This is a genomic window from Rhizorhabdus wittichii (assembly GCF_017607425.1).
GTDB lineage: Bacteria > Pseudomonadota > Alphaproteobacteria > Sphingomonadales > Sphingomonadaceae > Rhizorhabdus > Rhizorhabdus wittichii.
In genome coordinates this window covers 4330251-4356680 of sequence record NZ_CP059319.1, presented here as the reverse complement: position 1 = coordinate 4356680, position 26430 = coordinate 4330251, and the positions used below count along the sequence as shown (strand labels likewise).

Here is a 26430-nt window from a genome sequence, read left to right as displayed (position 1 = left end):
CCGATCTCCCTCCCGGCGCCTCAATTGTCCCGCATGTCCTTCAGCCAGGGCGGCATGTCGATCGGCGGATCGGGGAGCTGGACCACGCCCCGCTCCTCCATCAGCGCGACATAGGCGTCGTTGTCGCCCGGAAAGGATCGGGGATCGCCCATCATCACCTCGATCAGCCTGGTGCCGTTCGGCCCGGCGATGAACGGCCCCATCGCCTGCCCCTTGTCGACGGCGATGTGCGTGCCGGCCGGGCAGTAACGATCGCCGCACATCATGTCGCCGTCGATCACGAACATGACGTGATCGCTGTAATGGCCGTGCGACCGGACGATCACGCCAGGGTCCCATTGGCAATAGAGCGACAGATAGGCCGGCGAGAACTCCATCCACTGGTCGCGGATCGAGGCGATCCGGTCGCCATGCCGCTGGCGGCGCACCTCCTGCACCTTGACGCTGTCGAGATGCGTGAAGCGCGCCCGCCGGTTGAGATCGGGGTCCCGGTCCGCAACGCTCATCCTGTTCCCTCCGAACCGTCATGGAGGGCCAAGGCTATACCGCGGCCGGCGCCAAGTCATTTGAATGGTCGTCACGCCGATGCTGAACGGCGGACAGCTCTCCGGACCGGCCGCGCCGCCTATGCCGCCAGCAGCCGGCGGACGTCCTGCCCGCTCGGTTCCTGGAACAGGCGCAGGCCGAATTCGGGCAGGATCGCGAGCAGATGGTCAAAGATATCGGCCTGGATGCTCTCATAGTCCGCCCAGGCCGTGGTCGCGGTGAAGCAGTAGATCTCGAGCGGCAGGCCCTGCGGACCGGGCTGGAGCTGGCGGACCAGCATCGTCATGTCCTGCGACACCCGGGCATGGCTGCGCAGATAGGCGACGACATAGGCGCGGAAGGTGCCGATGTTGGTGGCGCGGCGATCGTTCACCGGATCGCGCCCCGCCGCCGCCAACCGCTCGTTCCACCGGTCCAGCTCGGCGCGCTTGCGGTCGAGATAGTCGTCGATCAGCGCGAAGCGGCGCATCGCCTGCCGCTCCTCGCCGGTCAGGAAGCGGATGCTGGTCTGGTCGATCGACAGCGAGCGCTTGATCCGGCGCCCGCCCGCTTCGCGCATGCCCCGCCAGTTCTTGTAGCTTTCGGCGATGAGCCGGTGGGTGGGGATGGTGGTGATCGTCTTGTCCCAGTTCTGCACCTTCACCGTGTGCAGCGCGATGTCGATCACGTCGCCGTCGGCGTTGAGCTGCGGCATCTCGATCCAGTCGCCGACCCGCAGCATGTCGTTGGAGGTGAGCTGGACCGAGGCGACCAGCGACAGGATCGTGTCCTTGAACACCAGCATCAGCACCGCGGCCATCGCCCCCAGCCCCGACAGCAGCAGCAGCGGCGACTGTTCCATCAGCGCAGCGACGATCAGGATCGCGGCGCCGGCGAACAGCAGCATCTTGACGACCTGGACATAGCCCTTGATCGGCCGGCTCGCCGCGTCTGGGCGGCGCTGGTAGAGTTGGTTGGCGAGGTCGAGCGCGCCGCTGACCGCCAGCATCACCGTCAGGATGACGAAGGCGCTGACGACGTTGCGGGCAACGGCGACGGCCGCATCGGGCAGGTGCGGGACGGCGCCGACGCCGCGCGCGACGATGATCGCCGGGACGATTGCGGAGAGCCGCCCGGCGATCCCGGCCAGCGCTGCGCCGTCGTCGGGCAGCAGGCGCAGCGCCAGCCGCAGGATGATCTTCCGGACAAGGAGATGGGCGAGAAAGGCGACGGCGGCGAGCAGGCACAGGCCGATCGACGTCTCGAGCCAGGGCGCCCCTTCGGGGAGAAGGGACAGGGCGGTCGGGATCGATGCAATGTCGGTCATCAGGGACGATATCGCTGTCGCCGGGCGACAGGCGGCGGCTCCTTGCTGTGGGCGGGATGGCGGGGACCCTGCCCGCCGGGGTCCCAGCTGTCAAACCCGGGCCGCCGCGCCCCGCGCCTACCGCACCAAGCGGACCGGCATCGTCTCCCAGCTGTTGCGGATGATGTGGACGACCGGAACCGGTTCGCCGGTCGGCTCGATCCGATCGAAGCGATCGAGCATCGCTTCCAGCACCAGCGCGCCCTCCATCCGCGCCAGGCGCTGGCCGAGGCAGAGATGCGGCCCGGCCCCGAAGGCGAGCTGGCGCGAGGCGGTGGCGCGGCGGAGGTCGAAGGCGTGCGGGTCGGCGAACACCTCGGGATCGCGATTGGCCGCCATGTACATCAGATAGACGTGCTGCCCCTCCTTCATCGCCTGCCCGTCCACCTCGGTATCGGCGGCGACGTAGCGCAGGAAAGCCCGCGCCGGGGTCACCAGCCGCAGCGTCTCCTCGATGGCGTTCTTCACCAGCGAGCGATCCTCCTTCAGCAGGCGCCACTGGTCGGGATTCCGGGCGAGATAATAAGGCAGGCCGAGCAGCAGCGCGCGCGTCGTGTCCGCCCCCGCCGCGATCGCCGTCATCGCGAAGGTGATGACGTTGGGCAGCTTGACGCCCTTCTGCCCGTCGAGCTCGGCGTCGAGCAGGACCGAGATCAGGTCGAGCCCCTGCGTGTCGCCGGCGGCGCGCTCCGCTTTGCGGCGCTCGACATTCTCGGTGATATAGTCCTTCAGGCTGTCGAACTCCGCGACCGCCGCCTGCAACTCCTCGAACGAGATGTCGGCGCCCAGCTTCTCGAGCTCGTCGCTCCAGAATTGCACGCGCGACCGATCGGTCGCGGAAAGGCCGATCAGGTGACAGGCCGCCTCGACCGGGACGCCCGCGGCGAATTCCCAGAAGTCGACGTCGCCGCCGTCACCCAGCGCATCGAGCCCATGCCCGACATGCGCCGTCAGCTTTTCCTGCAGCGACTGGATCGCCGGAATCGTGAAGGCCCCCTGGCTGACGCGGCGAAGTTCCTGGTGGCGCGGCGGATCGGTATTGCCGATCTGCTCGCCGCCCTCGGGCCAGAAGCCTTCCGAGAAATTGGTGCCGCCGGCCGCTTCGCGATATTTGATCTCGTTGAGGAAGATGCCGCGAGCATTGCTGAACACGTCGGCCCGCGACGATATCGTCCGTATGTCGCGATGCCGCGTGATGACGAAGGTATCGAGCGGCTCATAATGATAGAAGGGGGCCTCCCGCTGCATCCAGGCGAAGGTGGGCCACGGGTCGTCCAGATAGAATTGCGGTGACTCGATCGGCACCTCCCGGTGCAGTGCCGCTTGATCGGACATGTTCGCTCTCCATGATCTGGAACTTTTGGGACGTTGGCATCTCGTCTGGCAGACGTCGCGACCTTTCACCGCTTCAGTCGGCCGGCACGATGCCACAGACCTGTCGAGCATAAAGCAGCGACCGCGGGCGGTTTAGGCGTCGCTCGCGCGGGATTGGAGGCCGAAGCACCTAAACAGGAAAAGGGACGCGGTCGCCCGCGTCCCCTTTCCCTTTCCGTCGCGGAGGATCGGGTCAGAGACCGACGACGCCGCCGTCGTTCCTGGTGATCACGATCGTCGCCGAGCGCGGGCGCGCGGTCGAGCTGGTGCCGCCCTGGGTCGCGGGCCAGCTGCTCTGCAAGGTGGCCAGGCTGCCCTCCTCGCCGGGATGCTGGATGTTGACGAACAGGGTGCGGCCATCGGGCGTCGTGTCGATGCCGGTGATCTCGCAGCCCTTCGGACCGACCAGGAAGCGCTTCAGCGTCGCGCCGGTCGCCGCCTTGCCGACGATCGTCGCCTGGGTGCGGGTGCTGCCGTCGGCGCCGGTGTTGGTGATCGTCTTCGCGCCGCCGTCGCCGACCTTGCCCGGAAGCGCGACCAGCATCTGGTTGTTGGTGCGATCGGTAAAGGCGCCGTCGTCGGTCTGGATCCACAGCAGCGGGCTGACCTGGCCCGATTCGTTGCTCGGCCGGCCGAACCACAGGCCATCGGGGCTCGAGAAGTCGTTGCTCGCGTCGAGGCCCGACAGATTGACGTTGGCCGGGTCCGAATCGGCGGAGTCGGCGCCGAACAGATAGACGTCCCAGTTGAAGCCGGTCGCCTCCGACGTGTCGCCGGTCTCGCGCAGCCGCACGATATGGCCGTTCGGATTGCCGCGCTGCGCGCTGTTCGCCGCGCCCTTCGGGTCGTTATAGTGGCGCGGGTTGGCGGCATCGGTGCCGTCGAGCGGGCGGACCGAGGCGCTGTTGTTGGTCAGCGTCAGGTACATCTCGCCGGTCGCCGGGTTGATCGCCGTCCATTCGGGACGATCCATCTTGGTGGCCCCCAGCGCGTCGGCGGCGAGCCGGGCGTTGGTCAGCACGTCGGCCTGGTCGGCGAAGGCATAGGCGGCGTTGGCGGCGGTCAGCGGGCCGGTGCCGAACAGCAACGGCATCCAGGTGCCGCTGCCGTCGGCGTTGAACTTCGCGACATAGAGGGTGCCGGCGTCGAAATATTTGTCGCCGATCGCGAGCCGGTCGGTCGCGCCGGCGTCCGCCGCCGCCCAGGGCTGGGCCGAGACGAACTTGTAGAGATATTCGCCGCGCGAATCGTCGCCCATGTAGAAGGCCGGCTTGCGGCCCGCGACGAACGCCGACGGCCAGCAGCCCTCATGGCCGAAGCGGCCGAGCGCGGTGCGCTTGCGGGGCGCCTTGGTCGGGTCATAGGGATCGATCTCGACCACCCAGCCGAACTGGTTCGGCTCGTTGCGGAAATCGGCGGTGCCGTCGGCGGCAGCGCCGCTCGCGCTCGCGTCCCAGCGCGCATAGACGGTGCTCGCCGCATCGGCGGGGACGACCGAGGCCCAGCCATAGCTGCCGCCGGCGCCTTCGGGGATGCCGTAGCGCTTGAGCGCGACCACCGACCTGGCGGCGCCGCCGCCGCGCGCGGCATCGTCGCCCGCCGCGCGGCGGAAATAACCGGCCCAATTCTCCTCGCAGGTCAGGTAGCTGCCCCAGGCGGTGAAGCCGTTGGCGCAATTGTTGATCGTGCCGCGACCGTCGGTGCCGGCGGCCGAGAAGCGGGTGCGGAGCAGCGCGTTGCCGCGCGCCGGACCGCTGAACAGGGTGGGCGTCAGCGGGGTGACGCGGCGGTTGAGCGCGCTGCCCTGGACATAGCTCCAGGCGCCCGAGCCGGCGCGGCCGACCTCGACGACGGCGACGCCGTGCGCCTCCATCTCCTTGAGCGCCTCGCCCTCGGGGCGGACGCCGCCGGTCGAGGTCGGGCCGTTCGCGTGCAGATAGACCTGGGTGATGTTCTCATGGTTCATCACCAGCAGGCCGCGCGTGTTGCTGGCGTCGTCGCGGGTCGATCCGGTCGCGGCGAGGCCGAAATAGTGCATGCCGTCATGATGGTCGCCGCCGCGCGCCGAGAAGCCGGTGTCGGTGCCGTTGTTGGCATAGGCCGAGGTCGCCGCGTTGAGCGGATCGCCGAGGCGATAGAGGACCGAGACGGCATAGCCCTCGGGCACCTTGACGACGTCGTCGAGGCTCTTGGCCACGGCGGTGAAGCCGAGCACCGCGGGGGAGACGGTGACGGTGGTCTGCGCCGTGGTCGACTTGTTGCGGTCGTCGGTCGCCTTGAACTCGAACACCAGCGGGGTCGCCGCAGACACCGCCGGCGCGATGAAGGTCGCAGTGTTGGTGTTGGCATTGCTCAGCGTGACGGTCGGGCCCGAGACCTGGGTCCAGGACAGGGTCAGCGCATCCTTGTCGGTGGCGGTGCCGGCCAGCGTCACCAGCTTGCCCGAGCTCGACTGGCCGTTGGCGCCGGCGTTGACGACGGGCGCGTCGTTGTCGCTGCCGCAGGCGGTCAGCAGCAGCCCGCCGAAGCTGGCGGCGGCGATCGCCGAAATGCCGCCGAACAGCGTCTGGCGGCGCGAATAGCGCTCGGCGGCGATGCTTTCCAGCGTCGGATTGTCGGTCGGATTGCAGTCGACGACACCATCCGAATAGCCGTCACGAACCACGTCAGTCATGGGCTTGCTCCCCTTGATGAGAAGCCGGCTCGCTAACAACGGCGCGCGAAACATTTGTGCGCTTCGGCTTACGCGAACATGAAGGTCCTATGGCGTTTCCGTGTCAGGGCGCTGGTGACGGCGGGCTCAGCCCGCCGTCACCAGCCTCCGCAGCTTGGCCAGCCGGGGCGCATCGCCCTCGTCATGCGCCAGCGTTCCGAAGAAGCGCCCCTCGGCGTCCATCAGGAAGACCGTCGCGGTGTGATCGATGACATAGTCGCCGCCGTCGACCGGCACCTTCTTGTAATAGACGTGATAGGCGCGGACGATGCGGTCGATCTCCGCCGCCGATCCGGTCAGGCCGATGATCGGCGTGCCGAACAGGGTGAGATACTGGCCGATGTCGGCCGGCCGGTCGCGCTCATGGTCGAGCGACACGAAGACGAGGTCCAGCTTCTCGCCGGCCGGGCCCAGCGCCCGCTTGAGCCGCGCCATGGTCTGGAGGGTGGTGGGGCAGACCTCGGCGCAGCGGGTGAAGCCGAAGAAGATCGCGAAGGGCCGGCCGCGCAGGCTCGCCTCGGTCACGGTCCGGCCGGTCTGGTCGGTCAGGCGGAACGGCCCGCCGAAGGCGGCGGCATAGCCGGCCTGCGGATCGGCGGGCGGACGCAGGCGCGGCCACAGCGTCAGCCCGGCATAGCCCAGCAGCACCGCCGCGACCGCCGCCCACAACAGGACGCGCAGCGGGAACAGCGGCCCGCGCGGTTCACCGCCCATGCTGTCCTCCCTCGGGCCGGAAGTCGATCGGCTCGACCCGGAAGCGGACCGGCAGCTCGCCCGCATGGGCGAAGCGCAACCGGATCTCGACGACATCGCCGCGCCGCAGTGGGCGCTTCAGCCCCATCAGCATCAGGTGATAGCCGCCCGACCGCAGCGCCACCGCGCCGCCGGCGGGAACGGCGAGCCCGCCGGTCACCGGCCGCATCCGCATGATGCCGCCGTCCATCGTCATGCTGTGCACCTCGACGCGCTCGGCGACCGTCGAGCGGGCGTCGAGCAGCCGGTCCTCGCGCCGGCCGGCATTGCGGATCAGCGCATAGCCCGCGCCGGTCCTGGCGGCGGGCGGGGTCTCGCGCAGCCAGGGGGTCTCGATCCGCAGCGGCGCGGCGACGGCGGAGGCCGGAGCGGCGGCAGCGGTGGCGGCGATCGCCAGCGCGATCGTCATCGTCTTGATCATCGGGATTCTCCACAGGCAGCGCGGGGCGGCGCGACGGCCGCCCCGCGCCGGGATCGTCAGAAGGTCATGCGCAGGCCGCCGTAGAAGGCGCGGCGCTCGATCGGGTAGAAGGCGACGCTGCCCTCGTCGGCCGGGGTCGCGCGGTTGTCGGGCGCATAGGCGACCAGCGCGCTGATGTCGCCGACCGCCTTCTTGCCGGTCAGGTTGCGCGCGTCGAGGAACAGCGTGACGCCGGGCGCGAGCCGCGCCTCCGCCCCCAGGCCGATCGTCGCATAGCCCGGCGCGCGGAGCGTGTTGCGATAGTCGGCCCAGGCGCCCTCGGGCACCCATTCGACATTGGGGGTGAGGTTGAGCCCCTCGAAGCCCAGCCGCAGCTCGGCGCGATATTGGTGCCGGGGGATCACCGGCAGCCGGTTGCCGCCATAGACGGCGTCGTCGCGGAAGCGGAAGTCGTTATACTGATAGACCTGCCGCAGCCGGATCAGCGCGCCAAGCTGGAGGTCGAGCCCCGCCTCGATCCCCTGGTGCCGGGTGCGCCCCGCGTTGAAGGTCGCCGCCGGGATGATCGGGCTCACCGCATATTGCAGCATCTCGCCCTTCAGGTCCGCGCGATAGAAGCTGATGTCCCAGGCGGCGATGCCGTGGCGGCCGCGCGTGCCGATCTCGACCGTCCAGGCCTTTTGCGCCCCGACCGGGGTGAAGCCCGGCAGGCCGGTGTTCGGCGTCTGGCTCAGCTCGTTGAAGCCGGGCAGCTCGACCGAGCGGCTGACATTGGCGAAGAGCTGCACCGCCGCCGACGGCGCGTAGAGCAGGCCGAGCTTGGGGGCGAAGGCGTCGAAATCGGCCTCGCCGCTGCGCGCCGGGGCGAGCCGGTTGACGATCCGCCGCTCGCCGCTGGTGTAGACGCCGCCGGCGATCAGGGTCAGCGGCTCGATCGGCCGCAGCCGCAGCTCGCCATAGCTGTTGATCGTCCGCGCGGTCTGGCGCTGGTCGGCGGTCGGCGCGCCGCGTCGGCCCGCGACGTTGACGAACTGCTTCGCCGCGACCGTGCCGAACCGCGCCTGGGTGCCGAGCGTCGCCTCCCAGGGCAGCCCGCCCAGCTCGCCGGCCAGGTCGAGGCTGGCGAAGACGCCGCGATCGTTGCTCTTCTGGTCGAGCACCTGGAAGATCGGGTGGAACAGCTTCTTGGCGTTGAAGAAGCCGCCGAAGCTCAGCCGCCCGCTGCCGAGGTCGACCGTGGTGCGGTTCTGGAGGCGGACCGAATCGACGTCGCGCTCCTGGTCCATCGCGATGTTGGCGGGCAGCGACAGCTTCGGCGTCGACAGCGCCTGCGCCAGGGTCAGCGAGCCCGGCAGGTCCTGGTCGATATGGCTGATCGTCGCGTAGAAGCGCGTCTCGATCGCATCGGTCAGGCGCAGGCCGACATTGCCGTTGAAGCGGATCGCGTCGCGCTTCGCATGGTCGCGGTCGCCGTCCGAGCGATCGGTGGTCAGCGCGACATAGGCGTCGCCGCGCGCATCGGCGAAGGCCGCCGCCGCCTTGGTCCGCAACGTGCCATAGCTGCCGCCGTCGACGCGCAGCTCGAAGCGCGGGGCGGTCCGGCCGGTCGGCGTGACGGCGTTGATCGCGCCGCCCAGCGTCGATCCGCCGAAGCGCAGCGCATTGGCGCCGCGATAGACCTCGATCCGCTCGAACACCTGCGGGTCGAGCTCCTGGAAGTCGCCATTGTCGTCGGCCAGGTTGATCGGGATGCCGTCCTGCAACAGCGTCAGCCCGCGCATATGGAAGCCGCGGCTGAGCCCCGATCCCCGGATCGACAGGCGGACCTCCTGCCCGAAGCGCGGCTGGGTGTAGACGCCGGGCGAGAAGGCGAGTGCATCGCGCAGGTTGACGGCGACCTTGTCGGCGAAGGCCGACGCCTCGACGACGTCGACGCCGCCGGGCCGCTTCTCGACCGCCGCGCGGGCGTCGTCGGCGACGGTCTGGGCGTTGACGATGATGGTGGCGCGATCGGCCTCGGCCTCCTCGGCGAGGGCAGCGGCGGACAGGCAGAGCAGCGCGAGCGCCGAGGCGCCGCGAGCGAAATGGGATATGCGATTCATGGAAATAGGCCTCGATCGGGCGCGCCCGATCGCGGGCCGCCCATGGACAGATCACCGGCCGCGCGGAGGCGGCCGGTCAGCTCCGGATCAGAGGCGGGCGGGTGGTCCTGTCGCGGGCGGCGGCGGGGCGGCGAGGCCCCGGCCGATCGCAACGGCGGTGACGGCGAGCGCGGGCAGCGCGGTCGCGACCGGCAGCGGCGCCGCGATCGCGTCGAGGCCCGAGGGCAGGTCGAGCACCGCCGCGAAGCCGCCGAACACGCAGGGGTGATCGGCCTGGCCCTCGCCGGGCTTGCCCTTGTGGATATTGCCCTGCTCGTCGATCCACGCCTGCTGCGCGCCGGCGCCGGTGCAGAGCGTGATCGCCAGGCCGCGATCGGCGGCGGGCATCCAGCCGGCGGGGACCAGCAGGCGCATGAACAGCGCCAGCGCGACGAGGATCAGCGCGATCCTGCCGCCCCTTCGTCCCCGATCGAGATCCGCCCCGGTCATGGCGGCGCGTCTAGCCGCGAGGCCGGGCGAAGTCCATCACCCGCGTCGCGGGATTGATTCCCGCCGCGCCCGGCGCCACTCTGCCGCCATGACCGGAGACGAGACCTTCGCGCTGACCGCCACCGTCTGGCTGTGGCAATCGGCCGGCAAGGAGCGGCCGATGGCCTGGCACTTCTTGACCATCGACGGGCAGACCTCGGCCGAGATCCGCTTCGCCGCGCTCGGCCGCACCGGCGGCTTCGGGTCGATCCCGGTCGAGGCGCGGATCGGGACGACCTGCTGGCGCACCTCGATCTTCCCGCACCGCGACAGCGGCGGCTACATCCTGCCGCTCAAGGCCTCGGTCCGGAAGCGCGAGGGGATCGCCGCTGGCGACGAGGTGAGCCTATCCCTCGCGCTTTGAGTCCCCCTCTCCTCCCGTCACCCCAGCGAAGGCTGGGGTCCATGTCTCTCGTCAGCCAGATGGCATCCGAGGAGACGACAGACATGGATGCCTGCCTCCGCAGGCATGACGATATCACCCTGAGTGCGGACTGATGCTCGTCCTCTCCGGCATCCTGATCATCGTCGCGGGCTTCGTGCTGCGCTTCAACCCGCTGCTCGTCGTGCTCGTCTCGGCGCTGGCGACGGGGCTCGCCGCCGGGATCGGCCCGCTCGACCTGCTCGCCGCCTTCGGCAAGGCGTTCAACGACAGCCGCTATGTGACCGTGATCTACATGGTGCTGCCGGTGATCGGCCTGCTCGAGCGCCACGGCCTGCAGGAGCGCGCCCGCACCCTGATCGCGGGCCTGCGCGGCTTCACCGTAGGCCGGCTGCTGCTCGGCTATCTGCTGTTCCGCCAGGTCACCGCCGCGCTCGGCCTCGTCTCGGTCGCCGGGCATGCCCAGACGGTGCGCCCGCTGGTCGCCCCGATGGCCGAGGCCGCCGCCCAGCAGCAGAGCGGCGAGGAGGCGCGCGACGAGGAGGCCGCCGCGATGGCGGCCGCGACCGACAATATCGGCCTGTTCTTCGGCGAGGACATCTTCATCGCGATCGGGTCGATCCTGCTGATGAAGGGCGTGCTCGAAGGCTATGGCATCGTCATCGAGCCGTTCCACCTGTCGGTCTGGGCGATCCCGACCGCGATCGCCGCCTTCGTCATCCACGGCCTCCGGCTGATGCTGTTCGACCGGCGGAAACGGCGTCCATGATCGGCCTGAATCTCGTCTATCCCTTCGCGGGGCTGATCTTCCTGGCCTTCGCCGGATCGGCGCTGCGCGACCGCAGCCATGGCAAGCGGATCGGCAACGCGCTGTTCTACGCGCTGATCGCGCTCAGCCTGCTCGCCGGGGACCGGCTCGGCGACCTCGGCAACGGCGTGCTGGTGCTGGGCCTGGTCGCGATCGCCGGCTTCGGGCTGATGGGGCGCGGCGACGCCGCCACCACCTCGCCCGCCGAGCGCGCGGCCGAGGCGGCGGCCCGGCGCAACCGGCTGTTCCTGCCCGCGCTGGCGATCCCGGCGACGGCGCTCGCGGGCACGCTGGCGTTCAAGCAGATGCCGGCGCTGGTCGATCCGAAGCAGGCGACGCTGGTCGCGCTGACGCTGGGCGTCACGATCGCGCTGGCGATCGGCTATGCCTGGCTGCGGCCGCGCGCGATGACGCCGTTCGACGAGGGCCGCCGGCTGATGGACGGGGTCGGCTGGGCGGCGGCGCTGCCGCAGATGCTCGCCAGCCTCGGCGCGGTGTTCGCGCTGGCCGGGGTCGGCGACGTGGTCGGCGGGCTGATGGGCCGGCTGATCCCCGAGGGCAGCCTGTTCGGGGCGGTGCTCGCCTATGCGCTCGGCATGGCGCTGTTCACCATCATCATGGGCAACGCCTTCGCCGCCTTCCCGGTGATGATCGCGGCGGTCGGCATCCCGGTGCTGATCCACGGCGCCGGCGGCAACCCGGCGATCGTCGCGGCGATCGGCATGCTCGCCGGCTTCTGCGGCACGCTGATGACGCCGATGGCCGCCAACTTCAACCTCGTCCCCGCCGCGCTGCTCGACCTCAGGGACCGCCACGGCGTGATCCGCGCGCAGATCCCGACCGCGCTGCCGCTGCTGGCCGTCAACATCGGGCTGCTCTACTGGCTGGCGTTCCGGTGATGCGAGGGGCTGGGACGACGATGGACACCACCACCCTCACCCCCGATCTCGCCGCGCGCTTCGCGGCGCTCACCCTCGGCCATCTCGGCCGGGAATGGCCGTTCAAGCTCGACCATGTGATGGCGGGGCCCGAGGACGTGCTGCCGCCGTCGGTGCTTCACCCGATCTTCCACGGCAGCTTCGACTGGCATAGCTGCGTCCATGGCTGGTGGCAGGTGATGCGGCTGCTGCGCCGCTTCCCCGATCTGCCGCAGGCCGCCGCGATCCGCGCCCGCGCCGACGCGATGCTGATGCCCGACAAGGTGGCGGGCGAGCTGGCCTATCTCGATCGCCCCGCCTCGGCCGGGTTCGAGCGGCCCTATGGCTGGGCGTGGCTGCTCGCGCTCCACGACGAGCTGGGCCGCCACGAGGACCGGCGCTGGTGGCAGGCGCTCGATCCGCTCGCCCGCGCCTTCGCAGAGCGGTTCAAGGCCTATCTGCCCCGGCTCACCTATCCGATCCGGGTCGGCGCCCATCCCAACAGCAGCTTCGCGCTGCTCCACACCCATGCATGGGCGACCGCGCACGACCCCGAGCTTGCCGCGCTGGTCGCGGCCCGTGCGACGGGCTGGTTCGGCGCCGATCGCGGCTGCCAGGCGTGGGAGCCGGGCGGCGACGAGTTCCTCTCGCCCGCGCTGACCGAGGCGCATCTGATGCGCGCGCTGCTCGCCCCCGCCGATTTCCACCGCTGGTTCGACGCCTTCCTGCCCGAGGTGCCCTCGACGCTGCTGACCCCGGCCGTCGTCTCCGACCGGACCGACGGCAAGATCGCCCATCTCGACGGGCTCAACCTGAGCCGCGCCTGGAGCTGGCGCGCGATCGCAGCCCGCTTGCCCGCCGATCATCCGGTCGGCCCGATCGCGCGCGACGCCGCCGAGCGCCACCTCGCCGCCGCGCTGCCGCACCTCGCCGACCATTATATGGGCGAGCACTGGCTGGCGAGCTTCGCCCTGCTCGCGCTCGACGACGAGGACTAGAGCATGCGTTTAGTTTGACGCACCCCGGTCCGTTCATCCTGAGGAGGGACTGAACGAAGGTGAAGGCCCGTCTCGAAGGACCTTCGAGACGCCATTTCGACTTCGCTCAATGGCTCCTCAGGATGAGCGGTTCAGATAAACCGCACGATGTCCTAGCCTAGGAATTCCCGGGCCAGCGCGATGAACGCGTCGCGCCGGTCGTGATGGACCCAATGGCCGGCGCCCTCGAACAGTTCGACCCGGGCGTCGCGGAAATGGCTCGCGCGCCCGTCGACGGCCGGGTTCGACGCCCAGCTCTCCGCGCCATAGACGAGCAGCACCGGACAGGCGATCGCCGCCCACATCCGCTCCTTGGTCGCCTGGGCGAGGTCGACCGGCGAGGTCGGCCCCAGCGCCGGATCATGCTTGGGGCGGACCGTCCCGTCGGGATCGGCATGGGCGGCGTGGATTGCGAGATGATCGAGCGTGGCGTCGTCGAGCCGAGGATCGGCCTCGCGCAACCGGGCGGCCAGCGCGGCGCGGTCGGCGAAGGCGCGCGGCGTCCGCGCGGTCGTCTCGGCGCGGCGCGCGATCCAGGCGCGCAGCGTCTCGAGCGGGTCGGCGGCGGCTCGGCGGGCCGCGGCCTCGGGCGAATCGCCCAGTCCCTCGATGCTGATCAACCGGGTCGCGCGATCGGGATAGAGGCCGAGGAAGCGGGTGACGATGTTGCCGCCCAGCGAATGGCCGATCATCGGGCAGGGCGGCAGGTCGAGCGCCGCGACGATGCCGGCGAAATCGTCGAGATAGTCGATCATCTCATAGGCGCCGTCGTTCGACCACTGGCTGTCGCCATGGCCGCGCAGGTCGGGCGCGATCACGCGATGGTCGGCGGCGAAGGCGTTCGCCACCCAATCCCAGTTGCGGGCATGGTCGCGCCCGCCATGCTGGAGGATCAGCGGCGGCGCGTCCGGGTCGCCCCATTCGACGATGTTGAGCTGCAGGCGCCGGACGGCGAGCATATGGGTGCGGGGCTCGATCATGGGCGGGGGAGTAGAGGAGCGGCCGGGCCGATACAATCGCGCGATACCCGCCCACATTCGCCCGTCATCCCGGCGAAAGCCGGGATCTCCCTTTTCTTGCCTCGATAAAGGCAGGGAGATTCCGGCCTCCGCCGGAATGACGGGAACGGAAGGGGAGCCCCACTCCGCTTGACGGCGGCCGCGCGCGCCGACATTCCCCGGCGATGCGCCTGATCGCCCGCCTCCTGAAGGGGCTCGACCCCTTCCTCATCCTCCTCACCCTGACGATCGTGGTGGCGTCGCTGCTGCCCGCGCGGGGCGTGGCGGTCGGCCTGTTCGAGGGGCTGACCGACGCCGCGATCGTGCTGCTGTTCTTCCTTCACGGCGCCAAGCTGTCGCGGCAGGCGGTGCTCGCCGGGATCGGCAACTGGCAGCTCCACCTGCTCGTCCTCGCCTCGTCCTTCCTGCTGTTCCCGCTGCTCGGCTGGGCGCTGGCCTGGGGCGCCCGCGGGCTGACCACGCCCGAGATATTGTCGGGCATGCTCTATCTGTCGCTGCTCCCCTCGACGGTGCAGTCGTCGATCGCCTTCACCGCGATGGCAGGCGGCAACGTCCCCGCCGCGGTGTGCAGCGCGTCGCTGTCGAACATCACCGGCATCGTCCTGACCCCGCTGATGGTCGGGCTGCTGATCGAGGTGCAGGGCAGCGCGCCGGGCGTCTCGCTCGACGCGATCGAGGCGATCATGCTCCAGCTGCTGCTGCCCTTCGTCGCGGGCCACCTGCTGCGCCCGTGGATCGGCGGCTTCCTGGACCGGCACAGGAAGCTGCTCATGCCGGTCGACCGATCGTCGATCCTGCTGGTGGTCTACACCGCCTTCTCGGCCGCCGTCGTCAACGGCATCTGGCAGCGGACCGAAGCGGCCGACCTGCTGATCATCCTCGGCCTCAGCGCGGTGCTGTTGGCCGTGGTCATGACGGTCAACCTGTTCGTCGCGCGCCGCCTGCGCCTGCCGCGCGGCGACGAGATCGTCCTGCTGTTCTGCGGTTCGAAGAAGAGCCTGGTGTCGGGCGTGCCGATGGCGGGCGCGATCTTCGCCCCGGCGCAGGTCGGCGTGATCATCCTGCCGCTGATGATCTTCCACCAGCTCCAGCTGTTCGTCTGCGCGCTGGTCGCCGCCCGCTACGCGCGGACCGCCGCCGACGTCCCGGTCGACGCCTGACGCCGGCTTCATCGCCATTGCCACGCATCGATCCCCTGTTAGGATCGCGGCGGAAGGATGGGGCCATGATCGATCTCGCGCATTTCGTATCGGGCCTGCCCAAGGCCGAGCTCCACCTCCACATCGAGGGCAGCCTCGAGCCCGAGCAGATGTTCGAGCTGGCCCGGCGCAACCGCATCGCCATCCCCTTCGCCTCGGTCGAGGAGCTGCGCGGCGCCTATTCGTTCAGCCGGCTGCAGGACTTCCTCGACATCTATTACCAGGGCGCCGACGTGCTCCGCACCGAGGAGGATTTCCGCGACCTCGCCCTCGCCTATTTCCGCCGCGCCGCCGCCGACAGCGTCGTCCATGCCGAAATATTCTTCGACCCGCAGACCCACACCGACCGGGGCATCCCCTTCCAGGTCGTCGCCGACGGCCTGCTCGCGGGGATGCAGGAGGCCGAGCGCGACCTGGACGTGACCAGCCGGCTGATCCTCTGCTTCCTGCGCCATCTCGACGAGGACGCCGCGTTCGAGACGCTCGCCGCCGCCGAGCCCTGGCTCGACCGGATCGCGGCGGTGGGCCTCGATTCGTCGGAGGTCGGCCATCCGCCGTCCAAGTTCCGCCGGGTGTTCGACCGCGCCGGGGAGATGGGGCTGCTGCGCGTCGCCCATGCCGGGGAGGAAGGGCCGCCCGCCTATGTCCACGAGGCGCTCGACCTGCTCCACATCGACCGGCTCGACCATGGCAACCGCGCGCTGGAGGACCGGGCGTTGACCACCCGGCTGGCGCGGTCGGGGATGACGCTGACGGTCTGTCCGCTGTCGAACCTGAAGCTGTGTGTGGTCGAGGACATCGACGCGCATCCGATCGAGCGGATGCTGCGGCTCGGCCTGCGCGCGACGGTCAATTCGGACGACCCCGCCTATTTCGGCGGCTATGTGAACGACAATTACCGGGCGCTGATCCCGGCCGGCCGGCTCGACGCGCACGACTTCGCGACGCTGGCGCGCAACAGTTTCCTCGGGTCCTTCCTCGACGACGTCGCGGTGACCCGGCATATCGACGCGCTCGACGCCTATGTCGCGGCCGCCCTCGCCTGATCCCAAGGAACCCGTTCATGCCGACCCTGACCCCCGTCGACCAGCCCGAGTTCCTGACCGCCGTCCATTATGTAGCGGCGCGCATCCGCGAGAGCGGCTGGCGGCCCGACGTCATCATCGGCATCGGCCGCGGCGGCCTGATCCCGGCGGTGTATCTGAGCCATGCGACCAGCATCCCGATGCTGTCGGTCGACCACAGCTCGCACCTGCCCGACTTCTCGGCCGGGCTGCTCGCCACGCTGGCGGGGATGAGCGCGGCGCAGCGCCTGCTGTTCGTCGACGACATCAACGACAGCGGGACGACGATCACCCATATCAAGGCGGCGCTGCGCGACGCGGGCGGCGCGATCGACAATGTCCGCTTCGCCACGCTGATCGACAATGTCGTCTCGGCCGAGCGGGTCGACTATCGCTTCCGCACGATCGACCGGACCGCCAACAAGGACTGGTTCGTCTTCCCCTGGGAACAGGTCTCGCCGGTCGACAAGGTGATCGAGGATTCGGCGGTGGTGCCCGAACGGCTGGCCTGACGACAGCCATGGCCGGTTCGTGTCGAGCGGTTTAGACGGGTTCCAAGTCAGATAAAGCCATGTCCTCGCCCCTGTCGTCATTTCCGCGAAAGCGGGAATCCATGGACGGCGGCCCGCAAGAGACGACATGCTCCGTGACCGTGGATTCCCGCTTTCGCGGGAATGACGGAAGGAGGCATCAACCCACCTCCCCCAGCCGCCCGTCCGACAGCTCTAGCCGACGCCCGATGCCGATATGGGTGAGGAAGCTCTCGTCATGGCTGACGACCAGCAGGGCGCCGTCATAGGCGGTCAGCCCGGCCTCGATCGCCGCGATCGAATCGAGGTCGAGATGGTTGGTCGGCTCGTCGAGGATCAGCAGCGGCGGCCGCGTCTCGCCGCCCAGCACGCAGGCGAGGCCGGCGCGCAGCTTCTGTCCGCCGCTCAGCGATCCCACCATCTGCTCGGCCGCCTCGGCGCGGAAGCGGAAGCGCGCCAGCGCGGCGCGGCAGCCATTGTCGGTGGCGCCGGGATGCAGCCGCGCGAAATTGCCGGCGAGCGACAGCGCCGGATCGAGCAGGCTCACCCGCTGGTCGAGCAGGGCGCAGGCGGCCGGGCGGCGCACCTCCCCCGACAGCGGCGCCAGCGCGCCGGTGGCGAGCGCGAGCAGCGTGCTCTTGCCCGAGCCATTGGCGCCGCCCAGCGCGATCCGCTCGGGGCCGCGTATCTCCAGGTCGACGCCGTCGAGGACGAGCCGGTCCGGCGTGTAGCCGGCGCGGACGTCGCAGAGCTGGAGGACGATCCGGTCGCCCGGCAGGCCGGTCGAGGCGAGCGTCACCCGCATCGGTTCGAGCCGCTCGATCCGCGCGCGGGCGGCGGACAGCGCCTCGGCGGTCTCGGTCCGCTGGCGTTCGGCCAGCCGCGCCTGCGCGCCGACGCTCTCCTCCGCCTGCCGCTTGCGGCCGCCGGCGACGATGCGCGGCATGTCCCCGCGCGCGCCCTTGCGCGCGCCGGCGGCATCGCGCCGCTGCTGGCGCTCGCGCGTCGCCTGGGCGGTGCGCGCGGTCTCGGCGGCGCGCCGTTCGGCCTGGACGAGGTCGTGCCGCGCGGCGTCGAGCTCGATCGCCTTGCGCGCGCGATAGGCGGTCCAGTTGCCGCCATGGCGCGCCGCGCCGAGGCCGCTCAGCTCGACGATCGCGTCCATATGGTCGAGCAGCTCGCGGTCGTGGCTGACGACGATCGCGCCGCCGTGCCAGCCGGCGAGCAGGTCGTGGACGGCGGCGCGGCCGGCGCGGTCGAGATTGTTGGTCGGCTCGTCGAGCAGCAGGAAGTCGGGCTCCGCGAACAGCGCCGCCGCGATCGCCGCGCGGCTGCGCTGGCCGCCCGACAGCGCCGCGAGCCGCGCATCCGGCCCGGCGTCGAGCCCGACCGCGCCGAGCGCGGCGAGCATCCGCGCCTCGAGCGTCCAGTCGGCCTCGGCCAGCTCGTCGAGGCTCGCCGTCCCCGCCTCGGCGCGCGCGAGCAGGGCGAGCGCGTCGCGCACCCCGAACAGGTCGGCGATGCTCTCGTCGGGGGCGACGTCGACGATCTGGCGCATCACGCCGATCGTGCCGTCGATGCCGATCCGGCCGGCGCGCGGCGCCAGCTCGCCCGCGATCAGGCGGAGCAGCGTGCTCTTGCCGATGCCGTTGCGGCCGACCAGGCCGCAGCGCTCGGGCGCGAAGACGATGTCGAGATGGTCGAAAAGCGGACGGCCGTCAGGCGTGGTCCAGCTCAATTGGGAAAGCGTGATCGAGGCAGGCATGAGGATGATCCCGGACGACAAGGCGGAAGGGCTTTGCGGTCGGGTGGGAATCCATCGTCTCGTCCTCGGTCTGACGGCGCGTCGCACGTCGCGCGTGCCGCCGCTATAGGCGATCCAGCCGGCGCGTCCAAGTCATCCTCTACCCGTCATCCCGGCGAAAGCCGGGATCTCCCTGCCTTTTCGACGACCCGGCCCGAGCAGTGGAAGAGAAGGGAGATCCCGGCTTTCGCCGGGATGACGCGTGGGCATCTTCTGTCGCGGCCGCTTCCTGCGCTAAGCTCGCGCCATGACGATCCATCGACTCGCGCTCGGCGCCCTGCTGTGCCTCTCCGCCCTTCCCGCCCTCGCGCAGGAAACCGCTCCGCCCGCCGCCGCGCCGGCCCCGGCCGCGCCGCCGGCGGCGCCCGCGCCCAAGCCGGCGACGGTGCAGGTCAGCATCCTGACCAGCGAGGGCCCGATCCTGCTGGAGCTGGAGAAGGAGCGCGCGCCGATCACCACCAGCAATTTCCTGCGCTATGCCGACACCAAGCGCTTCGACAACACGACCTTCTACCGCGCGGTGGCGGTGCCCAACGCGCCCGAACTGGGCCTGGTCCAGGGCGGCATCAAGTTCGACCCCAAGAAGGTGCTGCCCGGCATCGCGCACGAGCCGACCACCAAGACCGGCCTCAAGCATGTCGACGGCACCATATCGATGGGCCGCAACGCGCCGGGCACGGCGGCGGGCGACTTCTTCATCGTCGTCGGCGACATGACCTATATGGACGCCAATCCCTCGGCCCCCGGCGACAATCTCGGCTATGCCGCCTTCGGCCATGTCGTCGAGGGGATGGACGTGGTGAAGAAGATCCTCGCCGCGCCACGCTCCCCGACGCTGGGCGAAGGCGTGATGAAGGGCCAGATGCTGGCCGCCCCGATCAAGATCATCAGCGTCCGCCGCGTCGCCGCGCCCAAGCCGGCCCAGCCCTGAACATCCGACATTTGACTTAGATGGGCGCAGGCACCATCTTGGCCTGATGCGGAGCTTCTGCTGCCTTTTCCGTTTCCGCCATCAAGCGGGTCAGCTTCTCGCGGGCATCTAGCCCCGGGTTCCGGTGCCTCGCGCCCCGAGCCCGGGGCGAACCTTCGATAGACCGGCGCGCCGCATGGCTGCGCGCGCGCCCATATCCGGAAAAGGCACCATGATGAAGAAGAAGGCGGGCCGGCGTCCGGCCATCCATATGATCGATTCCGAAGCCGAGACGCTCGCCAACATGGCCGTCGCCGCCGAGGAACGCATTCCCCAGGTCAGCGAGCTGCTGCTCGAGGAAATCGACCGCGCCACGCTCTACAAGGCGGCGCGCATCCCCGCCGACGTCGTCACCATGCACTCGCATGTCGAGTTCGTCGACGAGGCGAACGGGACGTCGCGCACCGTGCAGCTCGTCTACCCCAAGGACGCGGACATCGACGCGGGCAGGGTCTCGATCCTCACCCTGGTCGGCGCGGGGCTGATCGGCCTGCGCGAAGGCCAGTCGATCCTGTGGCCCGGCCGCGACGGCCACCGCCGCCTGCTCACCATCACCAGGGTGAGCCGGGAGGCGGAAGCAGCCTGAGCAGGCGCGGGACCGGGCGGCGGAGGCGCAAGGCGCTTCCACCGCAACGGATCAAGGTCTCACCTATTTGAAGAGAGCCTGATTCACGTCATCGGCGGAAGCGCGAAGCGCTTCCACCTCAGACGATCAGGCTCTAGACAAGGCGCATGTCCGATCGTCCCGTCATCGCCGTCGTGCAGCCGCATCTCGGCCTGCTCGTCCCCCAGCTTTCCCAGCATTACGACATGATCGCGCTGTGGGAGGAGAAGGACCCGCCCCGGCTGGCGGAGGTCAGCGCCCTCATCATGGCGGGCGAGTTCCGGCTACCGCCCGAACTGGTCGAGCGGATGCCGAAGCTGGGCCTGATCGCCTGCTTCACGGTCGGCTATGACGGGGTCGACGTCGCCGCCGTCCGCGCGCGCGGCATCCAGGTCTGCCATGCGCACGATGCCAATAACGAAGACGTCGCCGATCACGCCATCGGCATGATCCTGGCCGAGCGCCGCCGCATCTTCTCCGGCGACCGGATGCTGCGCGCGGGCGAATGGAAGCCCGGCGCGAAGCTGATCACCGGATCGCTCGATGGCGCCCGGATCGGCATCGTCGGGCTGGGCAGCATCGGCGCCGCCGTCGCCCGCCGTGCCGATGTGATGCGGATGGAGACGCGCTGGTGGGGTCCGAACCCCAAGCCCGACGCCGCCTGGCCGCGCATGGAGACGCTGGAGGACCTCGCCGCGTGGAGCGACATATTGGTCGTCGCGGCGCGCGCGCATCACGACAATGAGAAGATGATCTCCGCCGCGGTCATCGACGCGCTCGGCCCCGAAGGGCTGCTCGTCAACGTCGCGCGCGGCCAGGTGGTCGACGAGGACGCGCTGATCGCCGCGCTGCGCGACGGTCGGCTCGGCGCCGCCGCGCTCGACGTCTATGCGCAGGAGCCGACCCCGGCCGAGCGCTGGGCCGACGTGCCCAACACCATCCTCACCCCCCACACCAGCGGCGCCACCGACGCGGCGGTGCGGCGGATGAAGGAGATGCTGCTCGCCAACCTGACCGCCTTCTACGCGGGCGAGCCGCTGCCGACGCCGGTTCCATAGGCGCCTACCGCGCCGCCAGCAGGTCCTTGTGCTCCTCGCGCAGCAGCGCCTTCTGCACCTTGCCCATCGCATTCTTGGGCAGGGCGTCGACGAACAGGATGGCGCGCGGCTGCTTGTAGCGGGCGAGCGTGTCGGCGAGGCCGGCGCGGATCGCATCGGCGTCGGCATAGCCCTTGTCGCGCGGCACGATCACCGCGACCGGCGCCTCGCCGAGGTCGCGGTGCGGGACGGCGATCACCGCCGATTCATGGACCTGCGGCAACTCGTCGAGCGCGGTCTCGACCTCGGCCGGATAGACGTTGTAGCCACCCGAGATGATCAGGTCCTTGGCGCGCCCGACCAGCGTGACATAGCCGCGCGCGTCGACCAGGCCCAGGTCGCCCGAGACGAACCAGCCGTCGCGGAACTCGGCCGCGGTCTTGTCCGGCATCCGCCAATAGCCCTGGAAGACGTTGGGCCCGGCGATCTGCACGACGCCGACCTCACCCTGCGGCACCTCCGCCCCCGTCTCGGGATCGGCGATGCGGATCGACACGCCGGGCAGCGGGAAGCCCACCGTCCCGGCGATCCGATCGCCGTCATAGGGGTTGGAGATGTTCATGTTGGTCTCGGTCATGCCGTAGCGTTCGAGGATGGCGTGGCCGGTGCGCTCGCGGAACTCGCGGTGGATGTCGGCCGACAGCGGCGCCGATCCCGACACGAACAGCCGCATGTGCGCGACATGGTCGCGGGTGAAGCCGGCCTCGTCGAGCAGGCGGATGTAGAAGGTCGGCACCCCCATCATCACCGTCGCGCGCGGCAGCCGGCGCAGCACCTCGGCCGCGTCGAACTTAGGCAGGAAGACCATCGATGCGCCCGCCGCCAGGATCGTGTTGGTCGCGACGAACAGGCCGTGGGTGTGGAAGATCGGCAGCGCGTGGAGCAGCACGTCGCCGCCGCCGAAGGCCCAGGCCTCGCGCAGCGTGAAGGCGTTGGAGCCGAGATTGTCGTGGCTCAGCATCGCCCCCTTCGAGCGGCCGGTCGTGCCCGAGGTGTAGAGGATCGCCGCGAGGTCCTTGTCGTCCCGCGCGACATCGTCGAAGCTCTCGGGCCGGCCGGCGAGCAAAGCGGCGAGGCTGCCGCCGCCGTCGGCGCCGAGCGTCTCGACCCGCGGCACGCCCGCCGCCTCGGCGAGCGGGGCGACCGCCGACAGCGCCGCCGGATCGCAGACGAACAGCGCGGGCTCGGCGTCGCGCATGAAATAGTCGAGCTCGCCCGCCGTATAGGCGGTGTTGAGCGGCAGGAACACCGCCCCCGCCCGCAGCGCGCCGAGATAGAGCATCAGCATGTCGATGCTCTTCTCCGCCTGCACCGCGACCCGGTCGCCGACGCCGACGCCCGCCCCGCGCAGCAGGTGCGCGAAGGCCGCCGATCGCCGGTCGACGTCGCCATAGGTCACGACGCTGCCGTCGGGCAGATGGGCGAAGGGGGTGGCGGGATCGGGAAAGCCGGCGGCGAGGCGCGAGTAGAGATTGCTCATCGCGCGGGCTTAGAACGTGATCGTCCGGGGTGGAAGTATCCTATTGCACCGCTGCCGCCCGACCCAGCGCGACCCGCATCGCCAGCGACGCCGCCACCGTCGCGACCGCCGCCGCCATCGCGCCGAGGGTCGGCAGCAGCAACGCGATCAGCAGCCCGAGCAGGAGGGTGCCGGCGACGCGGATGGCGAGCACCGTTCCCGCCCGGCCGTGCGCGACCAGCAGCGGTTCGAACGCGAAGCCCGACAGGTCGATCGCGACGCCGATCGCCATCACCACCAGCATGTCGCGCGCGAAGCCATAGCCGGGGCCGGCGATCAGCCCGATCAGCAGACCGCCGCCCGCCAGCGCGACGACGACCACCGCCAGCGACAGGCCGATCGCATAGCGCGACACCCGCGCCATGACATGGTCGAGCGTGGCATGGTCGGCGCTGGCGTGAAGCCGGGCGAGCTCGGGATAGAGGACGCGCGCGGCGATCTGGATCGGCTTGGCGAGCGCGCGGGCGACCTTGCTGGCGATGCGGAAGCCACCCGCCGCGATCGCCCCCGCCGCGCCGCCGACCGCGAGCGTCGCGAGCTGCTCGCCGAGCAGGCCGACCGTGCCCGCCGCGTTGGTGGTGAGGGCGAAGCGCCAGATGCCCTCATTCTCGCGCACCGCCCGCCCGGCGCGCCGCCAGCCGATCGCAACCGGCAGGCCGGTTCGGGTCAGCGCCGCGAACCAGGTCGCGCCATGCTGGAGCAGCGCGGCCGCCGCCCAGCCGGCCAGGAACAGGCCGATGCCGCCGTCGGTCGCCCAGGCGGCGATCGATGCCGCCAACCGCACCAGCGGGCCGACCGCCTGGCACCAGGTGGTGAGGTCGAAGCGGTCGACGAGGCGCAGCATGCCGGTCGGCGTCGCGCCGATCGACAGCAGCAGCGCGACCCCGAACCAGGCCGCGCGGCCCCGCTCGGCCGCGTCCCAGCCGAGCCAGCCGGCGGCGAGCGCGACGCCGGCCGCCGCGACGATCGCGCCGAGGATCGCCCCGCCGCCGTCGAACAGGGTGGTGAGGCCGAGCAGCCGGCCGAGCCGGTCGCGCGCGCCGGCGGCGATGTGGATGGTGCCGTAGCGGATCACCGTCTGCCACGACTGGAACTGCGCGACGTTGGCGATCGCCTGGCCATAAGCGAGCACCAGGGTGAACTCGCCGAAGCGAGCGGGGCCGAGGGTGCGCGCGGCGAGGCCGAGATAGAGCAGGCTCGCCACCGCCTGGAAGCCGCGCCCGCCGAGCAGCCAGGCGAGGTTGCGCCCCATCCGCGCGAAGACCGCGCCGCCCTGATGGGCGGGAAGACTCGCGGAAGGGCTGGCGGTCATGCGGCGGCCCGCGCCGTGCCGTCCATTTCGGCCATCACCGCCTCGACCAGGTCGAGATAGGCGGCGCCCGGCAGGCCATAGGCGCGCGCGCGGTCGCCCGGCCGCACCGCATAGCCCGAGAGCTGGACGAGGATCGCGCGCGCCAGCTCGGTGCGGTCCTCGCCGCCGACGAGCAGGCCGTGGCGGCCCTCGTCGAGCACCCGCGCGGCGTCGCCGGCGAGGCGCGAGGCGATCACCGGGACACCGACCGCCATCGCCTCGAGCAGCGCCACCGACGAGCCTTCCCAGCGCGACGGCAGCACGAACGCGCCCGCGCGCGCCGCCCAGGCGAAGACGTTGCTGCTTTCGCCGGCGAGCAGGAAATCCTCGCCCAGCCCGGCGCGCGCGGCGCGCTGTTCGAGCCGGCTGCGTTCCTCCCCGGTGCCGTCCCCGAGGATGACGAGCCGCAGCCGCCGTTCGGCGCGGGCGATGCCGACCGCCTCGATCAGCAGGTCGAAATTCTTCTGCGGACGCAGCCGGCCGATGCCGAGCACGACGGGCACCTCCGCGTCGAGCCAGGGGTGCGGCACGGGCGCCGCCGCCATCGCCCGCGCATGATCGCCGTCGACCCCGCTCGCTATCTCGATCGCCTGGCCGCGCCCGATCGCGCGGGCCAGCATCGGCGCGCGGCGCAGCGCGGCGCCGACGATCGCGATCCGCGCCGCGTCGGCGATCAGCCGCTCCATCCAGTGCATCCGCAGCGCCCCGCGCAGACCGTCGCCGCGCGTCACCTCGTTGCTGATCCGGTAGATGCGGCGGACATGGCCGAGCCCGCGACAGGCGAGATAGGCGGTCGCATGGCCGTGATTGCCCATCGACAGCAGCACCGCCGGCGGCTGGTGCCGCAGCCAGCGGCGCAGCGGCTGCGCGGCGGTGATGCGCGAGGCGGCCGGGCTCGGCCGGTCCTTCAGGATCACCAGCCGGTAGCGGCCCCGTTCGGCCTCCTCGCGGAAGAAGCCCTCGCCATGGCCGGCGACGAGGATGGCGTCGTGACGGCCGGCGATATGATCGGCCAGCATCATCGCGTCGCGGACCACCCCGCTCGACCGCAGATCGTGAACATAGATGATGATAGTGCCCATGCGCCCAGGTCCGACCCGAAAGCGTCACGCTAACCGACATATATGACGATCCCGCGAGACGGCTTCGGGGTCGATGATGGCGGGTTACGACAGGCTCTATTATCTGCGGAAGGCGTGGCCGCTGTTCCCCGGCATCGTCCGGCCGGTCGCCGCGCCCTTCCTGGCGCCGCATTATGCCGAGCGGCGCGCCGGGCGCGGGCCGCTGCGCGCGGCGATCGACGCGCTGGTCGGCCTCGGCTTCCACCTGTGGATTCCGCGCCGCGCGGCGCGGGTGCAGCGCCGCTTCGGCCTCGACGACGCCTGGCGACGCCGCGCGATCGCGATCGCCCGCATCCGCTTCGCCGACCCGAACGACATCGCGCTGTTCCGGATCGAGGAGGCCGGGCAGCTCGACCTCTATGTCCGCCGTTTCGAGGACGCCGCGATCAACAAGCGGATCAACCCGCTCGGCTGGACCGCCGGCTGCGCGCTCGCCGACAAAAGCCGCTTCGCCGAGCGCTGCCGCGCGGCCGGGCTGCCCTGTCCCGAGACGGTGGCGACGGTGACCGGCGGCGCGATCGAGATCCGCGCCGATCCCGCCGACCGGCCGCTGATCGTCAAGCCGGTGCACGGCGAGGGCGGCGACGGCCTGCGCATGCTGGGGCCGGTGACGGACGGTCCCGCCCTCCGCGCGCGGCTGCGGGGACTGAGGCAGGACATGCTGGTCCAGCCGCTGATCGCCGTCCACCCGGCGCTCGCCGACATCGCGCTGGGCGCGCTGCCGACGGTGCGGATCGTGACGATGATCGACGAGGCCGGCGCGCCCGAGCTGGTCAGCGCCACCTTCCGCTGCGCGTCCGACCCGCGCGCGCGGGTCGACAATATGAAGGCGGGCGGGCTGATCGTGCCGGTCGCGCTGGCCGACGGTACACTCGGCCGCGCCTGTTTCGGCTATGGCGGGCAGGACCATGACGTCCACCCCGCGACCGGCGCGCCGATCGCCGGCCGGACGCTGCCCGACTGGGACGCGGCGACCGCGCTGGTGGTCGACGCGCATGCCCGCGCCTTCGCCGACTATGTGCTGATCGGCTGGGACGTCGCCTTCACGCCGCACGGGCCGCTGCTGATCGAGGGCAACGGCAAGCCCGGCGTGCTGATGCCGCAGCGGGCGGCGCGGCGGGGGCTGGGCGAGGGCCGCTACGGCGCGCTGCTGGCGCATCATCTCGCAACCAAATCGTAGCGGCGGCGTCACATCGGCCACTTACCATGGCGCCGGCCCGGGGCCG

Annotated in this window: 24 protein-coding genes; 11 read left to right on the top strand and 13 right to left on the bottom strand. The window is 70.8% G+C overall.

The genetic code is table 11. From position 1 onward, the window contains the following. Nucleotides 1–20 precede the first annotated feature (20 nt). The 8 genes from HRJ34_RS20935 to HRJ34_RS20900 all read right to left on the bottom strand — a co-directional run bounded on the left by HRJ34_RS20935 (nt 21) and on the right by HRJ34_RS20900 (nt 9743). Entirely contained in the window at nt 21–506 is a 486-nt protein-coding gene (locus HRJ34_RS20935; protein WP_208632302.1) for a hypothetical protein, read from the bottom strand. Nucleotides 507–625: 119 nt separating this feature from the next. Further along, on the bottom strand, nt 626–1852 hold the full coding sequence (locus HRJ34_RS20930) for a mechanosensitive ion channel family protein (protein ID WP_208632301.1): 1227 nt from the start codon (nt 1850–1852) through the stop codon (nt 626–628). Between the two features lie 117 nt (nt 1853–1969). Further along, entirely contained in the window at nt 1970–3226 is a 1257-nt protein-coding gene (locus HRJ34_RS20925) for a cytochrome P450 (protein WP_208632300.1), read from the bottom strand. A 232-nt stretch (nt 3227–3458) separates the two neighbouring features. Then, a complete protein-coding gene (locus HRJ34_RS20920; RefSeq protein ID WP_208632299.1) occupies nt 3459–5939 on the bottom strand; it encodes a PhoX family protein in 2481 nt (826 codons plus the stop codon). 126 nt (nt 5940–6065) lie between these two features. Beyond that, the gene (locus HRJ34_RS20915) at nt 6066–6692 is read right to left on the bottom strand and encodes an SCO family protein (RefSeq protein WP_208632298.1); all 627 of its coding nucleotides are present in this window, start codon (nt 6690–6692) and stop codon (nt 6066–6068) included. Then, a complete protein-coding gene (locus HRJ34_RS20910) occupies nt 6682–7152 on the bottom strand; it encodes a copper chaperone PCu(A)C (RefSeq protein WP_208632297.1) in 471 nt (156 codons plus the stop codon). Before HRJ34_RS20910 ends, HRJ34_RS20915 begins: the two co-directional genes overlap by 11 nt. Before the next feature lie 56 nt (nt 7153–7208). After that, nucleotides 7209–9254 (bottom strand): TonB-dependent receptor family protein, encoded by a 2046-nt coding sequence (locus tag HRJ34_RS20905; protein WP_208632296.1) that lies wholly within the window; start codon nt 9252–9254, stop codon nt 7209–7211. An 87-nt stretch (nt 9255–9341) separates the two neighbouring features. Beyond that, on the bottom strand, nt 9342–9743 hold the full coding sequence (locus tag HRJ34_RS20900) for a hypothetical protein (protein WP_029993760.1): 402 nt from the start codon (nt 9741–9743) through the stop codon (nt 9342–9344). 88 nt (nt 9744–9831) lie between these two features. On the opposite strand from HRJ34_RS20900, the gene HRJ34_RS20895 reads away from it, so the two are divergent. The 4 genes from HRJ34_RS20895 to HRJ34_RS20880 all read left to right on the top strand — a co-directional run bounded on the left by HRJ34_RS20895 (nt 9832) and on the right by HRJ34_RS20880 (nt 12887). Next, nucleotides 9832–10146, top strand: a complete 315-nt coding sequence (locus tag HRJ34_RS20895) for a DUF1905 domain-containing protein (protein WP_012048692.1) — start codon at nt 9832–9834, stop codon at nt 10144–10146. A 133-nt stretch (nt 10147–10279) separates the two neighbouring features. Next, nucleotides 10280–10933 (top strand): DUF969 domain-containing protein, encoded by a 654-nt coding sequence (locus HRJ34_RS20890; RefSeq protein ID WP_208632295.1) that lies wholly within the window; start codon nt 10280–10282, stop codon nt 10931–10933. Beyond that, on the top strand, nt 10930–11871 hold the full coding sequence (locus HRJ34_RS20885) for a DUF979 domain-containing protein (RefSeq protein ID WP_208632294.1): 942 nt from the start codon (nt 10930–10932) through the stop codon (nt 11869–11871). Before HRJ34_RS20890 ends, HRJ34_RS20885 begins: the two co-directional genes overlap by 4 nt. 20 nt (nt 11872–11891) lie before the next feature. Continuing rightward, entirely contained in the window at nt 11892–12887 is a 996-nt protein-coding gene (locus HRJ34_RS20880) for a DUF2891 domain-containing protein (RefSeq protein WP_208632293.1), read from the top strand. A 152-nt stretch (nt 12888–13039) separates the two neighbouring features. Here the strand turns inward: HRJ34_RS20880 and HRJ34_RS20875 are convergent, their stop codons facing one another. After that, nucleotides 13040–13906: an alpha/beta fold hydrolase gene (locus tag HRJ34_RS20875; protein ID WP_208632292.1), complete on the bottom strand. Its 867-nt coding sequence runs from the start codon at nt 13904–13906 to the stop codon at nt 13040–13042. Nucleotides 13907–14109: 203 nt separating this feature from the next. Between HRJ34_RS20875 and HRJ34_RS20870 the strand changes: the two genes are divergently transcribed. The 3 genes from HRJ34_RS20870 to HRJ34_RS20860 all read left to right on the top strand — a co-directional run bounded on the left by HRJ34_RS20870 (nt 14110) and on the right by HRJ34_RS20860 (nt 16720). Then, nucleotides 14110–15105 carry a bile acid:sodium symporter family protein gene (locus HRJ34_RS20870; protein WP_208632291.1) on the top strand — a complete coding sequence of 332 codons (996 nt, stop codon included), beginning with the start codon at nt 14110–14112 and terminating at the stop codon, nt 15103–15105. A 65-nt stretch (nt 15106–15170) separates the two neighbouring features. Further along, a complete protein-coding gene (locus HRJ34_RS20865) occupies nt 15171–16190 on the top strand; it encodes an adenosine deaminase (protein WP_208632290.1) in 1020 nt (339 codons plus the stop codon). Between the two features lie 17 nt (nt 16191–16207). After that, complete coding sequence (locus HRJ34_RS20860; protein WP_016746355.1) at nt 16208–16720, top strand: phosphoribosyltransferase domain-containing protein; 513 nt, start codon at nt 16208–16210, stop codon at nt 16718–16720. A 178-nt stretch (nt 16721–16898) separates the two neighbouring features. Here HRJ34_RS20860 and HRJ34_RS20855 read toward each other — a convergent pair whose 3' ends face one another. Continuing rightward, nucleotides 16899–18503, bottom strand: a complete 1605-nt coding sequence (locus HRJ34_RS20855; RefSeq protein WP_208632289.1) for an ATP-binding cassette domain-containing protein — start codon at nt 18501–18503, stop codon at nt 16899–16901. A gap of 286 nt (nt 18504–18789) precedes the next feature. Here HRJ34_RS20855 and HRJ34_RS20850 point away from each other — a divergent pair, with 286 nt between their 5' ends. The 3 genes from HRJ34_RS20850 to HRJ34_RS20840 all read left to right on the top strand — a co-directional run bounded on the left by HRJ34_RS20850 (nt 18790) and on the right by HRJ34_RS20840 (nt 21174). Beyond that, nucleotides 18790–19473, top strand: a complete 684-nt coding sequence (locus HRJ34_RS20850) for a peptidylprolyl isomerase (RefSeq protein WP_208632288.1) — start codon at nt 18790–18792, stop codon at nt 19471–19473. A 211-nt stretch (nt 19474–19684) separates the two neighbouring features. Next, nucleotides 19685–20098, top strand: coding sequence for a nucleoside diphosphate kinase regulator (gene rnk / locus HRJ34_RS20845; protein WP_016746068.1), 414 nt, complete (start codon nt 19685–19687; stop codon nt 20096–20098). Between the two features lie 146 nt (nt 20099–20244). Then, complete coding sequence (locus HRJ34_RS20840) at nt 20245–21174, top strand: 2-hydroxyacid dehydrogenase (protein WP_030093103.1); 930 nt, start codon at nt 20245–20247, stop codon at nt 21172–21174. 4 nt (nt 21175–21178) lie between these two features. Here HRJ34_RS20840 and HRJ34_RS20835 read toward each other — a convergent pair whose 3' ends face one another. From HRJ34_RS20835 to HRJ34_RS20825, 3 genes are read right to left on the bottom strand one after another with little or no spacing between them, the layout of a single operon-like run. Next, entirely contained in the window at nt 21179–22693 is a 1515-nt protein-coding gene (locus HRJ34_RS20835) for a malonate--CoA ligase (RefSeq protein WP_208632287.1), read from the bottom strand. Between the two features lie 40 nt (nt 22694–22733). Further along, a complete protein-coding gene (locus HRJ34_RS20830) occupies nt 22734–24044 on the bottom strand; it encodes a lipopolysaccharide biosynthesis protein (RefSeq protein WP_208632286.1) in 1311 nt (436 codons plus the stop codon). Then, entirely contained in the window at nt 24041–25165 is a 1125-nt protein-coding gene (locus HRJ34_RS20825) for a glycosyltransferase (protein WP_208632285.1), read from the bottom strand. The genes HRJ34_RS20830 and HRJ34_RS20825 overlap by 4 nt, the downstream gene beginning before the upstream one ends. A 76-nt stretch (nt 25166–25241) precedes the next feature. On the opposite strand from HRJ34_RS20825, the gene HRJ34_RS20820 reads away from it, so the two are divergent. Beyond that, nucleotides 25242–26384, top strand: a complete 1143-nt coding sequence (locus tag HRJ34_RS20820; RefSeq protein WP_226948875.1) for a sugar-transfer associated ATP-grasp domain-containing protein — start codon at nt 25242–25244, stop codon at nt 26382–26384. The last annotated feature ends 46 nt before the right edge of the window (nt 26385–26430 follow it).